Raw genomic sequence first — 14,590 nt, 5'->3', positions numbered from 1 at the left:
ACTTTCCATGGATATCAAGACTGCCCTGAGCCGTATCGTCGGCCATCTGGACCTGAGCACCGCTGAAATGAGCGATGTGATGCGCGAAATCATGACCGGTCAATGCACCGACGCGCAGATCGGCGCGTTCATGATGGCGATGCGCATGAAGAGCGAAAGCATCGACGAGATCGTCGGCGCCGTCTCGGTGATGCGTGAGCTGGCGGACAAGGTCGAGCTCAAGACCCTCGACGGCGTGGTCGACGTGGTCGGCACCGGCGGTGACGGTGCGAACATCTTCAACGTCTCGACGGCCTCTTCCTTTGTGGTCGCGGCGGCGGGTTGCACCGTGGCCAAGCACGGTAACCGCGCGGTGTCCGGCAAGAGCGGCAGTGCCGACCTGTTGGAAGCGGCCGGCATCTACCTGAACCTGACACCGGTACAAGTGGCGCGCTGCATCGACAACGTCGGCATCGGCTTTATGTTTGCCCAGTCCCATCATGGTGCGATGAAGCACGCCGCCGGCCCGCGCAAAGACCTTGGCCTGCGTACCCTGTTCAACATGCTCGGCCCGCTTACGAATCCGGCCGGTGTGAAGCACCAGGTGGTGGGCGTGTTCAGCCAGGCGCTGTGCCGGCCCTTGGCTGAAGTGCTGCAACGCATGGGCAGCAAGCATGTGCTGGTGGTGCATTCCAAAGACGGCCTGGACGAGTTCAGCCTGGCCGCGCCAACGTTTGTGGCGGAGCTGAAGAATGACCAGATCACCGAATACTGGGTCGAGCCGGAAGACCTGGGCATGAAGAGCCAGAGCCTGCACGGCTTGGCGGTGGAAAGCCCGGCGGCGTCCCTGGAGCTGATTCGCGATGCCCTGGGGCGTCGTAAGACCGAGAACGGTCAAAAGGCTGCGGAAATGATTGTTCTGAATGCTGGCGCGGCACTTTACGCAGCCGATCATGCCTATAGTCTTAAGGAAGGTGTCGAATTGGCCCACGATGCGCTGCACACCGGTCTGGCTCGCGAAAAGCTCGAAGAGCTGGGAGCATTCACCGCCGTATTCAAGATGGAGAATGAAGGATGAGTGTGCCGACCGTTCTGGAAAAAATCCTCGCCCGCAAGGCTGAAGAAGTCGCCGAGCGCCGTGCCCGTGTGAGCCTGGCCGAGTTGGAAGCCCAAGCGAAAGCCGCTGACGCACCGCGTGGATTTGCCAAGGCGTTGATCGCCCAGGCCAAGCTCAAGCAGCCGGCCGTGATCGCCGAGATCAAGAAAGCGTCGCCGAGCAAAGGCGTGATTCGCGAAAACTTTGTACCGGCCGAAATCGCCGTCAGCTACGAGAAGGGCGGGGCGACTTGCCTGTCGGTACTCACTGACATCGATTTTTTCCAGGGTTCCGACCTGTTCCTGCAGCAGGCCCGTGCCGCGTGCAAGTTGCCGGTGATCCGCAAGGATTTCATGGTTGATCCGTACCAGATCATTGAAGCCCGCGCCTTAGGCGCCGACTGTGTGTTGTTGATCGTCTCCGCATTGGATGATGTGAAGATGGCCGAGCTGGCGGCCGTGGCCAAAAGCGTCGGGCTGGATGTGCTGGTGGAAGTGCACGACGGCGATGAGCTGGAGCGCGCACTGAAAACCCTCGACACACCGCTGGTGGGGGTCAACAACCGTAACCTGCACACCTTTGAAGTCAGCCTGGAAAACACCCTCGATCTGCTGCCGCGTATTCCGCGCGACCGCCTGGTGATTACCGAAAGTGGCATCGTCAACCGTGCCGATGTGGAACTGATGGAAATCAGTGACGTTTATTCGTTCCTGGTGGGTGAGACCTTCATGCGCGCCGAGAACCCTGGGGCGGAACTGCAGCGTCTGTTCTTCCCGGAGCGTGGCGTGGCGGTCAGCGGTTCTACTCTCGATTGATTTGAAATGCGATCAAAATGTGGGAGGGGGCTTGCCCCCGATGGCTGCGGTTCAGTTGGAGCATTCTTGACTGACACACCGCTATCGGGGCAAGCCCCCCTCCCACGTTTGGGTTTGTGTTTATTCAGATAGGTAGGTGCCCTTTGATCCAGCCAGTGTCGATGCGTGTTGAAGCAGGCCTTGCCGCCGAGCAAGCCTTGTTGGCGGCCGTTTGCGCGGGTGAGCAGGGGTTCGGTTTGTTGTTCTGGCAGCCCAGTGATCAGGCATTGGTGATGCCGCGCCGCTTGAGCCGATTGCCTGCTTTTGATGTCGCCAGCCGCGTGTCTGCGGATGCCGGTTGGCCGGTGCTCTTGCGCGAAACTGGCGGCGAACCGGTGCCGCAGTCCAGCGCTACGGTCAATATCGCCTTGGTCTACGCACCGCCGCGCAGTGAAGGCGATCACAATCGTATCGAAACTGGCTACTTGCGTTTGTGCCAACCAATCTGCGACTTGCTGATCGAGTTGGGCGGCGATGCCTCCGTCGGGGAAATCGAAGGTGCATTCTGCGATGGTCGTTACAACGTCAACCTCAACGGGCGCAAAATGGTCGGCACTGCCCAGCGCTGGCGGCAAAGCGGGGGCCGCCCGGTGGGGTTGGTGCACGGTGCGTTGTTGCTGGATAACGATCGCGAAGAACTGATCGCGGCGGTCAATCGCTTCAACGAAGCCTGCGGCCTGGAGCAGCGGGTTCGCGCCGACAGCCATATTGCCCTGCACGAAGCCTTCGCCGCGCCGGATGCAATCAGCCGGCTGGACACCTTGTACCGTCAGATGCTGGCCAGTTTCCTGCCGGGTTAACGGGTACCGAACACGACCATTGTCTTGCCTTTGACGTGCACCAGGTTGCGCTCTTCCAGATCCTTGAGCACGCGGCCGACCATCTCCCGTGAACAGCCGACAATGCGCCCGATTTCCTGACGGGTGATCTTGATCTGCATGCCGTCGGGGTGAGTCATTGCATCGGGCTGTTTGCACAGCTCCAGCAGGCAGCGGGCGACTCGACCAGTGACGTCGAAGAACGCCAGGTCGCCGACTTTGCGTGTGGTATCCCGCAGGCGCTGGGCGATTTGCCCGCTGAGGGCGTAGAGGATGTCGGGGTCCTGCTGGGCGAGTTCACGAAATTTTGCGTAACTGATCTCGGCCACTTCGCACTCAACCTTCGTCCGCACCCAGGCGCTGCGCTCCTGCTCCTTCCCTGCTTGTTCAAACAGTCCCAGCTCGCCGAAAAAATCCCCTGTGTTCAGGTAGGCGATGATCATTTCGCGGCCGTCTTCATCCTCGATCAGGATGGTGACCGAGCCTTTGATAATGAAAAACAGTGTTTCGGAGCGCTCACCGGCGCAGATGATGTTGTGCTTGGCCGGGTGGCGCCGGCGCTGGCAGTGCATCAGCAACTTGTCGAGATTCTTGATCTTGGGTATGGGCGTAAGAGCAACCATGGTTGTATCCCGAAAGGCAGCGCGAGGTGGTTGGAGTTGTTGTACTCAGCGGTATCGGCATTGATACACGTTGTATAAAGGGTGGCAATACGCCACTCATTTGGCGCCAGCTTAACAGACACATTCTGACTCGATTAGCGAATTTACTGAGTCAGCCCGATTATTGATCGCTTTGATGGGAAACGCGGTGGCGCCCAGGCCCTGTGCTAAGCTGGCGACCCTTTTTTAGCAGTGGAGTCTGGGCGATGAAGGCACGCATCCAATGGGCGGGCGAAGCCATGTTCCTCGGTGAGTCGGGCAGTGGCCATGTTGTGGTCATGGATGGCCCGCCGGAAGCCGGTGGCCGTAACCTGGGCGTACGCCCGATGGAAATGCTCCTGCTTGGTGTGGGCGGTTGCAGCAATTTCGACGTGGTCAGCATCCTGAAGAAATCCCGCCAGGCCGTGGAAAGCTGCGAAGCCTTCCTGGAAGCCGAGCGCGCCACTGAAGATCCCAAGGTGTTCACCAAGATCCACATGCACTTTGTGGTGAAGGGCCGGGCGTTGAAAGAAGCCCAGGTTAAGCGCGCCATCGAGCTGTCGGCCGAGAAGTACTGCTCGGCGTCGATCATGCTCGGCGCGGCGGGTGTGGCCATCACCCATGATTACGAGATCATCGAGTTGGGTTGACCGCCAATCGGCAAAAGAAAAGGGCGCTTGGATAGCGCCCTTTTTTGCAGCCGCAGGTTTAGTCAGATGCGGTAGGTGCTTTTGGTCATGACCTTGGCCAGCAGGCTCATGCCGAATCGCACCGGCGCCGGGAAGCGGAAACCGCCGGCATCCAATGCACTTTCGGCGTGGTGCTCTTCATCGATACGCATCTGCTCAAGAATCGCCCGGGACTTTTCGTCTTCGGTCGGCAGTTGTTCCAGGTGTTCATCCAGGTGCTTGCACACTTGTTGTTCAGTCGCGGCGACAAAACCGAGGCTGACCTTATCGCTGATCAGGCCGGCAGCCGCGCCGATGCCGAATGACAAACCGTAAAACAGCGGGTTGAGCACACTGGGATGGCTGCCCAACTGGCGAATACGTTGCTCGCACCAAGCCAGGTGATCGATTTCTTCCTCGGCCGCATGCTCCATGGCTGCGCGCACCTGCGGAAGCTTCGCGGTCAGGGCCTGGCCCTGATACAGCGCTTGGGCACAGACTTCACCGGTATGGTTGATGCGCATAAGGCCTGCGACATGGCGGGTCTCGGTCTCGCTCATCTGCGCGTCAGGCTGCACGATGGCGGGCGACGGGCGGTACGGTTGGCCGCTGAAGGGCAGCAGTGTGCGCATGGCCATGTCGGCTTGCAGCAACAGACGGTCAATTGGCGAGTAGTGACGTTGGGTAGTCATGCTGACCTCCGGGAAGAATCTCGGCGGCCAGTTTACCGCAAGAGAGGATGAAGCGTTTGCGCTGAGTCAATGGCATGGGGTCGCAGCCTGGGACCACGACCCGCTTGAACAGGTTATCAGCCCGGCGGCCAATTCATCTGGCGCTGACCCAGTACGTGCATATGGATGTGATAGACGGTTTGCCCGCCTTTCTCATTGCAGTTCATGACAACTCGGAAACCTTCCTCGCAGCCCAGTTCAAGGGCCAGGCGCTGGGCGGTGAACAGGATATGCCCCGCCAGTGCTTTATCTTCTTCCTTGAGATCATTAAGGGTGCGGATCGGCTTCTTTGGGATCACCAGAAAATGCACGGGTGCCTGAGGGGCGATATCGTGGAAGGCCAGGACCTGGTCATCCTCATAGATAATCTTCGCGGGTATTTCTCTGTTGATGATCTTGGTGAACAGAGTATCCACAGCTGTTTCTCCATTATGAAAGTGCAAGGTGAGTGTACCCAGGCGATCAGCGCGGGCAATAGGCCTTGTTGATCGCACCGGCGATCTTGCGAGTCAGCCAGCGCGGGCTGAAACGCGGGCTGAAGGCCAACCAGCGATTACGTCGCCCAGGAATGATGATGGCTTTGTTCTTTTCCAGCGCACGCACGGTGTAGAGGGCCACTTCTTCCGGGCTCATCAATTGCTTGCTGCGCTCGAGCTTGGGGGTGTCCATTTGCGCTGTACCGAAGAAGGCGGTGCGCGTAGGGCCGGGGCAAAGCACCGAGACCTTGATGCCACAGGTCTTCAGTTCTTCGCGCAGGCCTTCGGAGAAATGCAGCACATAGGCTTTGCTGGCGTAATAGCTGCTCATCCAAGGCCCGGGTTGGAACGCGGCGACCGAGGCGACGTTGAGAATCTGCCCGCCACCTTGCAGCGCCATGGTATTGCCCAGGGCGTGACACATGCGGGTGAGGGCGAGGATGTTGACTTCGATGAGGTCTTGTTCGGTCATCCAGTCTTGGGCCAGGAACGGCCCGCTGGTGCCAATCCCGGCGCAGTTCACCAGCAAGTCGATCTGCCGCTCGCCTTCTTCCAGCTCCAGCAGGAACCCGGACAAGCGCAATGGCTCGCCCAGGTCGCACGCCCGAAACAGTACTTCGACGCCGAAGCGTTGGGTCAATTCGATTGCAATGCTTTCCAACTGATCACGCTGGCGGGCCACTAGAATCAAGCTGCGGCCGCGACGGGCCAGGGCTTCGGCCAAAGCCAGGCCGATGCCGCTGGAGGCACCGGTGATCAGAGCGTAACGGGTCATGCCTTTCTCCATCGCAACGCCCCGCGCCTGGGATGGAGGCATCACAGGCGCGGGGCGTTTCTTTACTGTTCTGGAGAGTCTACAGGTTCGGCCGCGTCGTCAGCACTTTGCACGTCTTCTTCATCGACGATCACGCTTTGGTCGGCGTCTTCATCGGAGGTGATGGAGCTGCTTTCGTAGCTGCTGTCCACGTTGGCTTCGAGTTGGTCCAGGTAGCCGTTCATGCCCAGCGACACCACGAGGATGAGCATCAGCGGAATGAATGCCAGCCACAGTGAGGCCAGGACCTTCACTGCGGTGGAGTTGCGCGGTGGTGGTGCGCCGTACTGGTTGGCGCCGGTGTTACCTGGCACTACCAACAGCAGCAGCGGGAAAATACTGTTCACCAGCGGTACCAGGTTCAGCAGGTACAACCAGCCAGACCAGCCCAGATCGTGCAGGCGCTGCACGCCGATCTGCACGCTCACGACCACCACCGCGACGAACAGCGCGAAGCCCAGCAGCGAGCCGATGATAATGGCTATCGTCGGCGACGCGGTTGCGATCGCGAAGCCCACGGTACTGAGGATGCCTGCTGCGACGAGCATGGCCACGGTCAGTACCAGCGTCCATGCCAGGTACCGCAGACGACCAATACGGCCATTGATGGTGAAGACCTTGAGGGTGGCGTATTCCGGCAAGCTTTCACCAACGGCAGCACGCGGCGGTGCGTACGGGGACGCGGCAGGGCGCGAGAAGTCCGCAGCGCCGGAATCGGTCTCATGGGTTTCGGCAATGCTGAAGGCTACGGGCTGTTCGGCCTCGATACGCGCGTCCACCCCGGCGTTTTTCAGCGCGGTGAGGTAGGTTTCGGCGTCGGGCCGGGACAGGTCGCGCTTCAGTGCAACCGGGCGGCCGGTGAAGAGTTTCTCGATTTCCTCGACTGTGCTCTTGAAGAGTTCAGCCAGGTTCAGCTTGGCCGTGGTGCTTTCGACACCCGGGAGCAAGGCTCCATCAAACACAATCTTGAAACGGTTGTCGCTCATGCGGGCATCCTTGTCACGGAATCAGTGGGGTAGTGCAGGCCTGCTCAAATGGCAGGCCTTGCGGTTGGGTCAGCGTGGCCAGCGTAACTGTGCCGCCTGCTCGCGCGCCTTGCGGTATTCGGCATCCAGGCGGGCAACGAGTTCATCGACGCTGGGTAAATCATTAATCTCCCCGACACCTTGGCCGGCGGACCATACGGTCTTCCAGGCCTTGGCTTCGTCGCTCAGCGGCTTGAGCTTGGAGCCGAAGTTTACTTCGCCTTTGCCTTGCAGGGCAGCGAGGTCGAAACCGGCATTTTCCAGGCTCTGGCGCATAAAGCTTGCGGGTACGCCGGAGACAGCGGGAGTGTGCACGATGTCGGCGGCGCGCGATGTGAGCAGCATCTCTTTATACGCATCCGGCGCGTGGCTTTCAGTGGTACCGATAAAACGTGTGCCGAAATAGGCCAGGTCTGCCCCCAGCAACTGGGCGGCGAGTATCTCATGGCCGTGATTGAGGCAGCCGGCCAGCAGCAGGGTTTTATCGAAGAATTGACGAATCTCTGCGATCAGCGAAAACGGGCTCCAGGTACCGGCATGGCCGCCGGCGCCTGCGGCCACGGCGATCAGGCCATCCACGCCGGCTTCGGCGGCTTTTTCGGCGTGGCGCCGGGTAGTGACATCGTGGAACACCAGGCCGCCATAGCTGTGCACCGCATCTACCAATTCTTTCACCGCGCCCAGGCTGGTGATCACGATCGGGACCTTGTGCTCGACGCAGATCGCCAGGTCCGCCTGCAGGCGAGGGTTGCTATTGTGCACGATCAGGTTGACGGCGTAGGGCGCGGGATTGTCCAACTGCGCCAGGCCCGCTTCGATTTCCTCCAGCCAGGCCTTGAAGCCACTGCTCTCGCGCTGGTTGAGCGCCGGGAAACTCCCGACCACTCCATTGCGGCAGCAGGCCAGAACCAGTTGCGGATTGGAAATCAGGAACATCGGCGCAGCCACCACGGGCAGGCGCAGACGTTGTTCAAGCAGAGCGGGCAGCGACATTGGAAGTACCCCGAGTAAGTGAAGTTAGAACGGTTTGACCACGACCAAAATTACGATAGCCAGCAATATCAGAACCGGGACTTCATTGAACCAGCGATAAAAGACATGGCTGCGGGTGTTTTCGCCACGGGCGAAACGTTTTACCTGGGCGCCGCACATGTGGTGGTAACCAATCAGCAACACTACCAGGGTCAGCTTGGCGTGGATCCAGGCGCCCGATTGAAAGATGCCGGGGTTAAGGACTATCAGCCAGATACCGAACACCAGGCTGGCCAGCATCGCCGGGCCCATGATGCCGCGGTACAGCTTGCGCTCCATGACGCTGAAGCGTTCCTTGCTGACAGTGTCCTCGCTTTGAGCGTGGTAGACGAACAGGCGTGGCAGGTAGAACAGCCCGGCAAACCAGCAGACGATGCTGACGATATGGAAGGCTTTGACCCATAGATAAAGCATTTTTAGTTATTCCCAGGTTCACGGTAGCGAAGATAGTAGTGGCTCATGCGCCCGTACGTCACGTTGACGGTTGTCGCAGGACGATGCGGCCCCTATTATCGACGGCTTTCCAGTGGGTTCGTTGAGGGCAGGTTTATGGTCAAGGTCGGTATCGTCGGCGGCACGGGTTACACCGGTGTCGAATTGCTGCGTCTGTTGGCTCAGCATCCGCAAGCTGAGGTGGTGGTCATTACCTCTCGATCCGAGGCCGGCCTGGCCGTGGCCGATATGTACCCGAACCTGCGAGGCCACTACGATGGCCTGGCGTTCAGCGTTCCGGACATCAACACCCTTGGCGCCTGCGATGTGGTGTTCTTTGCCACCCCTCACGGCGTTGCCCATGCGTTGGCTGGCGAACTGCTGGCCGCTGGCACCAAGGTCATCGACCTGTCGGCTGACTTCCGCCTGCAAGACGCCGACGAATGGGCCAAGTGGTACGGCCAGCCTCACGGTGCACCGGAACTGTTGGAAGAGGCGGTGTACGGGCTGCCGGAAGTCAATCGTGAGCAGATCAAGCAGGCGCGCTTGATCGCGGTGCCGGGTTGCTATCCGACGGCCACGCAACTGGGCTTTCTGCCGTTGCTCGAGGCCGGGCTGGCGGATGCTTCGCGCCTGATCGCAGACTGTAAGTCGGGTGTCAGCGGCGCCGGTCGTGGAGCCGCTGTAGGTTCCCTGTACTCCGAGACGTCGGAAAGCATGAAGGCCTACGCAGTAAAAGGGCATCGCCATCTGCCGGAAATTCGCCAAGGTCTGCGTCGCGCCGCCGGCAAGGACGTAGGCCTGACCTTCGTGCCACACCTGACGCCGATGATTCGTGGCATTCATTCCACATTGTACGCCACTGTGGTTGATCGCTCGGTGGACCTGCAGGCGTTGTTTGAAAAGCGCTATGCCAACGAACCGTTCGTCGATGTAATGCCTGCCGGCAGCCATCCGGAAACCCGCAGCGTGCGGGGCGCTAACGTGTGCCGTATTGCAGTGCACCGCCCGCAGGATGGTGACCTGGTGGTGGTGTTGTCGGTGATCGATAACCTCGTCAAGGGCGCGTCGGGCCAAGCGGTGCAGAACATGAACATCCTGTTTGGCCTGGATGAAAAGCTGGGTCTGTCCCACGCCGGTATGTTGCCTTAAAGCCAGCCGCAAGCCTCAAGTTGTCAGCGGCAAGCTTGGAGCTGACGGCTTGAAGCTTGCCGTTGCTCCCTTAATAGTTGACCGCTTTTCTAGGAGAAGCGGATAATGTCCGCCATTACGCATATGGCGGCGCTACGCCGGGAGATTATCAGCATGAGCGTTGAATCCTTCACCCCCACGGCTTTGCAATTCACCCACGGTGCTGCGCACAAGGTGAAGAGCCTGGTCGATGAAGAGGGTAATGATCGCTTGAAGCTGCGCGTATTCGTTACGGGCGGCGGTTGTTCAGGGTTTCAGTACGGTTTTACCTTCGATGAAGATGTGGCCGACGATGACACTATTGTTGAGCGCGAGGGCGTAAGCCTGGTCGTGGATCCGATGAGCTTCCAATACTTGGCAGGCGCCGAGGTGGATTACCAGGAAGGTCTGGAGGGTTCGCGTTTCGTGATCAAGAACCCTAATGCTACCACCACCTGTGGTTGCGGCTCTTCGTTCTCGATCTGATCGACAGCCTGATCCACAACAAATAAAAAACGCCGCTTGGCTTTGATCGGCCAAGCGGCGTTTTGCTGTCTGCGATTCTGGCGAGGTGGTCGTCAGGCGGGGTAGATCGCGCCAAGTACCCGTAGCCCACGTGCGCCGGTGACACTGGGCCGGTTGGCGGCAATGCCTTCCAGGCAGCAATGAGCCAGCCAGGCGAAGGCCATGGCTTCGACCCAGTCGGGGTCTACGCCGTGCGTGGCGGTGCTGCTGACTTGAGTGGACGGCAACAACGCCGCCAGGCGGTTCATCATTGTGGTGTTATGGGCACCCCCGCCACAGACCAGTAGCGTTGCTGTCTGGGGTTGTGCGGTTTGCAGGGCCTCGACGATGGTCAGGGCGGTCAGCTCCAGCAGGCTGGCCTGTACGTTCTGGGGGGCAAAGGCCGGCAAGCGACCAAGGTGTTGGTGCAGCCACTCGAGGTTGAACACTTCACGGCCGGTGCTTTTCGGGCCTTTGGTCAGGAAGAATGGATCGCTGAGTAGGGCCGCGAGTAGTTGAGGCTCGACCTTGCCACTACCCGCCCACTGCCCATCACGGTCAAAGTGTTCGCCACGCTGTTGTTGAATCCAGGCGTCCAGCAGGACATTGCCTGGGCCGCAGTCGAAGCCAGCTACGGGCTTGCCGGTTTCGATCAGGCTGAGATTGCTGAAGCCCCCGATATTCAACACTGCACGGTTGCCGGTGCTTTCGCCAAACAACGCTTCATGAAACGCGGGCACCAGAGGCGCGCCCTGCCCGCCGGCGGCGACATCGCGGCTGCGGAAGTCGCTGACTACGGTGATGCCCGTCAGCTCCGCAAGCAGCGCCGGGTTGCCGATCTGCACGGTAAAACCACGGGCGGGTTCGTGGCGGATGGTCTGGCCATGGCTGCCGATTGCACGTATATCTCGAGGCTTGAGGTTGTGCTGGTCGAGCACCGTGTGAATGCCGTGGGCGGCGAGTGTGACCCAATGCTGCTGGGCTATCGCTGAGCGGGCAATCTCATCCGGGCCGCTGGCGCACAGGCTTAACAGCTCTGCGCGCAGGGTGTCCGGCATCGGTGTGTAGTGGGTGGCGATCAGATTGATCGCCGAACCTTGTTCGATCAGGGCGATATCCAGGCCATCGAGGCTGGTCCCGGACATTACACCTATATAGAGCGGCATACCCTAACGCTTCGCCGAAGCAAGCAGGGTGGAGCGCTCCTGATCCATGCGCGCCATCAGAGGCTGGCTCTGTTGCATAAAGCGCGCGCGTTCGGCCTTGGCGATCGGGTCGGCCATCGGCAGTTTCTGGCCCAATGGGTCAACGTGCACACCATTGACCTGGAACTCATAGTGCAAGTGCGGGCCGGTGGACAGGCCAGTTGTGCCGATATAACCGATCACTTGGCCCTGCTTGACATTGCCGCCAGTTTTCACACCCTTGGCGAAACCTTGCATATGGCCGTACAGGGTGCGGTAGGTGTTGCCGTGCTGGATGATCACCGTGTTGCCGTAGCCACCACGACGCCCTGCGAGCAGGACCTTGCCATCACCGGCCGCCTTGATAGGCGTACCGCGAGGTGCGGCATAGTCGACGCCTTTGTGGGCGCGGATTTTGTTCAGAATTGGATGCTTGCGACCCATGGAGAAACGCGAGCTAATACGAGCGAAATCCACCGGGGTGCGGATGAAGGCCTTGCGCATGCTGTTGCCATCGGCGGTGTAGTAGCTGCTGTTGCCTTGCTTATTGGTGTAGCGCACGGCGGTATAGGTCTTGCCGCGGTTGGTGAAGCGTGCGGAGAGAATGTTGCCGGTGCCGATCACTTTGCCGTTGGCGACTTTCTGCTCATAGATTACGTCGAATTCATCGCCCTGACGGATGTCCTGGGCGAAATCGATGTCGTAACCAAACACGCTGGCCATGTCCATGGTCATGCTATGGGACAAGCCGGCGCGAGCGGCAGATTGCGACAGCGAGCTGTTGATCACGCCGTGAACGTAGGCGGAACGCATGACTGGCTTGGTGGTGATGCGGTTGAACGCAAAGCCTTTGGCACCCTTGGTCAGGGAGATGCTTTCAAGATCGCTGACGTTAGTGTGGAGGTTGTTCAACTGACCGTCTGGTGTCAGTTCGAACTCAAGTTTCTGGCCGTGTTTGAGCTGGGTGAATTGCTTGGCTTGTTTATCGCTGGCCAGCACGTCGTTAACGGTGGCCGCGGGAAGGCCTACTTTCTCGAACAGGGTAGAGAGCGTATCGCCTTTCGCCACGATTACTTCGCGGTGTTGAGGGTTCCTGGCGGCGTCTGCTACGGGCGTTTGCTGTTCTTGAGCGGCTTGCTGGGTATCTTCCGGCGTGTTTTCGATCTGGGCAAAAGGCGATTCAGTTGGAGTATTTGTGGCTTGTTGGGCATCGGAAGCGTCTTGATCTTGTGTCAGTTGCTCAACCGGACTCTCCAAGTCAAGGCTCAGGGATGTTCGTTTGGCTTCTACGTCACTGGAAGGGAATACCAGGAGTGCCAAGCTGAGAAGGGCGGCGATACCACTTGCAGCGAGCAGGTGGGTCTTCGGGTAAAGCGGCGGCGCTTTAGACGGTTCAGTGGTCATAGGTAATTTTGACTTTGAAGATGAAATGGAAAAGATGAATGACATGATGAAGATGAAATAACTGTATAAAATATAACCAAATCATCTGGGGCGCAAGCTCGCGAACGCTGAGCTTGCTGAACGGTGTCCGTGCGCAGGGCAAAACTTGTAATTAGTCCCTGATCTTGTATGGTTGGTTCCCTTTTGAATCTGAGCCTTGCGGGTCTGTTATGAAGTCGGTTGAAGAGCAGCTAGCGCTGATAAAACGTGGTGCGGAAGAACTGTTGGTCGAGGCCGAGCTGATCGAAAAGCTCAAGCGTGGCCAACCCCTGCGTATTAAGGCTGGTTTCGATCCGACGGCCCCGGACCTGCACCTGGGTCATACCGTGCTTATTAATAAGCTGCGTCAGTTCCAGGAGCTGGGGCATCAGGTGATCTTCCTTATAGGCGATTTCACCGGGATGATCGGCGATCCGAGTGGTAAGAGTGCGACACGCCCGCCACTGACCCGTGAGCAGGTTCTCGATAATGCCGAGACCTATAAGACCCAGGTATTCAAGATTCTTGATCCGGCCAAGACCGAGGTGGCGTTTAACTCTACCTGGATGGATCAGATGGGGCCGGCGGACTTCATTCGCCTTACGTCCCAGTACACCGTAGCGCGCATGCTTGAGCGCGATGACTTCGACAAACGCTATTCAACCAATCAACCGATCGCGATTCACGAGTTCCTGTATCCGCTGGTTCAGGGGTATGACTCGGTAGCGCTGCGCGCCGATGTCGAGTTGGGTGGCACCGATCAGAAGTTCAATCTGCTGATGGGGCGTGAGTTGCAGCGTGCTTATGGGCAGGAAGCTCAGTGCATCCTGACCATGCCGTTGTTGGAAGGATTGGATGGCGTCAAGAAGATGTCCAAGTCCCTGGGCAACTATGTCGGTATTCAGGAAGCTCCGGGTGTGATGTACGGCAAGCTGGTCTCTATCCCGGATGCCCTGATGTGGCGCTACTTCGAGCTGTTGAGCTTTCGCTCGATGGATGAGATCAATGCGCTGCGTGCGGATGTGGAGGCGGGTGCCAATCCGCGTGACGTGAAGATCAAGCTGGCGGAAGAGATCGTTGCGCGTTTCCATGGTGAGGAGGCTGCGGCCAGTGCTCACCGTGCGGCGGGTAACCGCATGAAGGATGGCGAGCTGCCGGATGATCTGCCCGAGATTGAATTGACTGCTTCTGAGGCCATGCCGATTGCTGCTGTCCTTAATAAAGCGGGCCTGGTTAAGAACTCGGCGGTTGCGCGAGACCTTCTGGGGTCTGGCGGTGTGCGTATAGATGGTGAAGTGGTGGATCGCACCTTTATATACGAGCTGGGCGCTACCCACGTTTGTCAGGCGGGGAAGAAGGCATTTGCGCGTATTACGCTCAAATCCGAATAAACCCGAAATTAACTGTTGACGGCGAATTGTATCTGTCTATAATTCGCCCCACTTCCGGCGCAGTCAAACGTAAAACTCCTTGGTAAACAAAGAGTTATGCAGGATTAGACAGCAACTTGCTTCAGTTCATCGAAGTCCAGAAGAAGTTGATGGGGTCGTGTTGTTTGACGCTATTAACGGTTCGATCTTCTCGGTCGAAAGTGGAGAAAAAGAGGTGTTGACAGCGGCGTGTAACGCTGTAGAATTCGCCTCCCGCTAACGAGAGATCGGAAGCGCAAGTGGTTGAAGTTGTTGAAGAAATCTTCGAAAGCTTCTGAAAATAATCACTTGACAGCAAATGAGGCTGCTGTAGA

General features: G+C 58.8%; 16 protein-coding genes and 1 pseudogene. 7 read left to right on the top strand and 10 right to left on the bottom strand.

All coding sequences use genetic code 11. From position 1 onward, the window contains the following. Positions 1-7: 7 nt before the first annotated feature. The 3 genes from trpD to AB1462_RS15975 all read left to right on the top strand — a co-directional run bounded on the left by trpD (position 8) and on the right by AB1462_RS15975 (position 2,729). On the top strand, positions 8-1,057 hold the full coding sequence (gene trpD, locus AB1462_RS15985) for an anthranilate phosphoribosyltransferase (RefSeq protein WP_065938244.1): 1,050 nt from the start codon (positions 8-10) through the stop codon (positions 1,055-1,057). Beyond that, entirely contained in the window at positions 1,054-1,890 is an 837-nt protein-coding gene (gene trpC / locus AB1462_RS15980) for an indole-3-glycerol phosphate synthase TrpC (RefSeq protein WP_259194011.1), read from the top strand. Before trpD ends, trpC begins: the two co-directional genes overlap by 4 nt. Before the next feature lie 143 nt (positions 1,891-2,033). Beyond that, entirely contained in the window at positions 2,034-2,729 is a 696-nt protein-coding gene (locus AB1462_RS15975; RefSeq protein ID WP_315335220.1) for a lipoate--protein ligase family protein, read from the top strand. Here AB1462_RS15975 and crp read toward each other — a convergent pair. After that, the gene (gene crp, locus AB1462_RS15970; protein ID WP_027605892.1) at positions 2,726-3,370 is read right to left on the bottom strand and encodes a cAMP-activated global transcriptional regulator CRP; all 645 of its coding nucleotides are present in this window, start codon (positions 3,368-3,370) and stop codon (positions 2,726-2,728) included. The genes AB1462_RS15975 and crp overlap by 4 nt on opposite strands. A 245-nt stretch (positions 3,371-3,615) precedes the next feature. Between crp and AB1462_RS15965 the strand changes: the two genes are divergently transcribed. Further along, positions 3,616-4,038: an OsmC family protein gene (locus AB1462_RS15965; protein WP_005792019.1), complete on the top strand. Its 423-nt coding sequence runs from the start codon at positions 3,616-3,618 to the stop codon at positions 4,036-4,038. 62 nt (positions 4,039-4,100) lie between these two features. Here the strand turns inward: AB1462_RS15965 and coq7 are convergent, their stop codons facing one another. From coq7 to hemJ, 6 genes are all read right to left on the bottom strand, one after another. After that, positions 4,101-4,748, bottom strand: a complete 648-nt coding sequence (gene coq7, locus AB1462_RS15960) for a 2-polyprenyl-3-methyl-6-methoxy-1,4-benzoquinone monooxygenase (protein WP_090401827.1) — start codon at positions 4,746-4,748, stop codon at positions 4,101-4,103. 116 nt (positions 4,749-4,864) lie between these two features. Continuing rightward, the gene (locus AB1462_RS15955; RefSeq protein ID WP_090401828.1) at positions 4,865-5,203 is read right to left on the bottom strand and encodes a histidine triad nucleotide-binding protein; all 339 of its coding nucleotides are present in this window, start codon (positions 5,201-5,203) and stop codon (positions 4,865-4,867) included. 46 nt (positions 5,204-5,249) lie between these two features. Further along, entirely contained in the window at positions 5,250-6,038 is a 789-nt protein-coding gene (locus AB1462_RS15950; protein ID WP_090401829.1) for an SDR family oxidoreductase, read from the bottom strand. 62 nt (positions 6,039-6,100) lie between these two features. Next, the gene (locus AB1462_RS15945) at positions 6,101-7,063 is read right to left on the bottom strand and encodes a DUF805 domain-containing protein (RefSeq protein ID WP_259194018.1); all 963 of its coding nucleotides are present in this window, start codon (positions 7,061-7,063) and stop codon (positions 6,101-6,103) included. A gap of 69 nt (positions 7,064-7,132) precedes the next feature. Further along, positions 7,133-8,095: a nitronate monooxygenase family protein gene (locus AB1462_RS15940; RefSeq protein WP_259194019.1), complete on the bottom strand. Its 963-nt coding sequence runs from the start codon at positions 8,093-8,095 to the stop codon at positions 7,133-7,135. 24 nt (positions 8,096-8,119) lie between these two features. Beyond that, positions 8,120-8,548, bottom strand: coding sequence for a protoporphyrinogen oxidase HemJ (hemJ, locus tag AB1462_RS15935; protein ID WP_090401832.1), 429 nt, complete (start codon positions 8,546-8,548; stop codon positions 8,120-8,122). Positions 8,549-8,683: 135 nt separating this feature from the next. Between hemJ and argC the strand changes: the two genes are divergently transcribed. After that, complete coding sequence (gene argC, locus AB1462_RS15930; protein WP_027605886.1) at positions 8,684-9,718, top strand: N-acetyl-gamma-glutamyl-phosphate reductase; 1,035 nt, start codon at positions 8,684-8,686, stop codon at positions 9,716-9,718. Between the two features lie 153 nt (positions 9,719-9,871). Then, positions 9,872-10,222 carry an iron-sulfur cluster insertion protein ErpA gene (gene erpA, locus AB1462_RS15925; RefSeq protein WP_003176443.1) on the top strand — a complete coding sequence of 117 codons (351 nt, stop codon included), beginning with the start codon at positions 9,872-9,874 and terminating at the stop codon, positions 10,220-10,222. A 92-nt stretch (positions 10,223-10,314) separates the two neighbouring features. Here erpA and AB1462_RS15920 read toward each other — a convergent pair whose 3' ends face one another. Both AB1462_RS15920 and AB1462_RS15915 read right to left on the bottom strand, forming a co-directional pair. Further along, positions 10,315-11,406, bottom strand: a complete 1,092-nt coding sequence (locus AB1462_RS15920) for an anhydro-N-acetylmuramic acid kinase (protein ID WP_367247275.1) — start codon at positions 11,404-11,406, stop codon at positions 10,315-10,317. A gap of 3 nt (positions 11,407-11,409) precedes the next feature. Then, positions 11,410-12,828, bottom strand: coding sequence for a peptidoglycan DD-metalloendopeptidase family protein (locus tag AB1462_RS15915; RefSeq protein WP_315335217.1), 1,419 nt, complete (start codon positions 12,826-12,828; stop codon positions 11,410-11,412). 209 nt (positions 12,829-13,037) lie between these two features. On the opposite strand from AB1462_RS15915, the gene tyrS reads away from it, so the two are divergent. Next, positions 13,038-14,237 carry a tyrosine--tRNA ligase gene (gene tyrS / locus AB1462_RS15910; RefSeq protein ID WP_090401836.1) on the top strand — a complete coding sequence of 400 codons (1,200 nt, stop codon included), beginning with the start codon at positions 13,038-13,040 and terminating at the stop codon, positions 14,235-14,237. Between the two features lie 121 nt (positions 14,238-14,358). Here the strand turns inward: tyrS and AB1462_RS15905 are convergent. Next, positions 14,359-14,590: pseudogene (locus AB1462_RS15905) on the bottom strand (hypothetical protein); the annotation flags it as partial.

Origin of the sequence: Pseudomonas sp. SB113, from assembly GCF_040754745.1 — a bacterium.
Classification (GTDB): Bacteria; Pseudomonadota; Gammaproteobacteria; order Pseudomonadales; family Pseudomonadaceae; genus Aquipseudomonas; species Aquipseudomonas grimontii.
The sequence above is the reverse complement of the archived record's forward strand: the minus strand, read 5'-3'. Positions and strand labels throughout refer to the sequence as shown.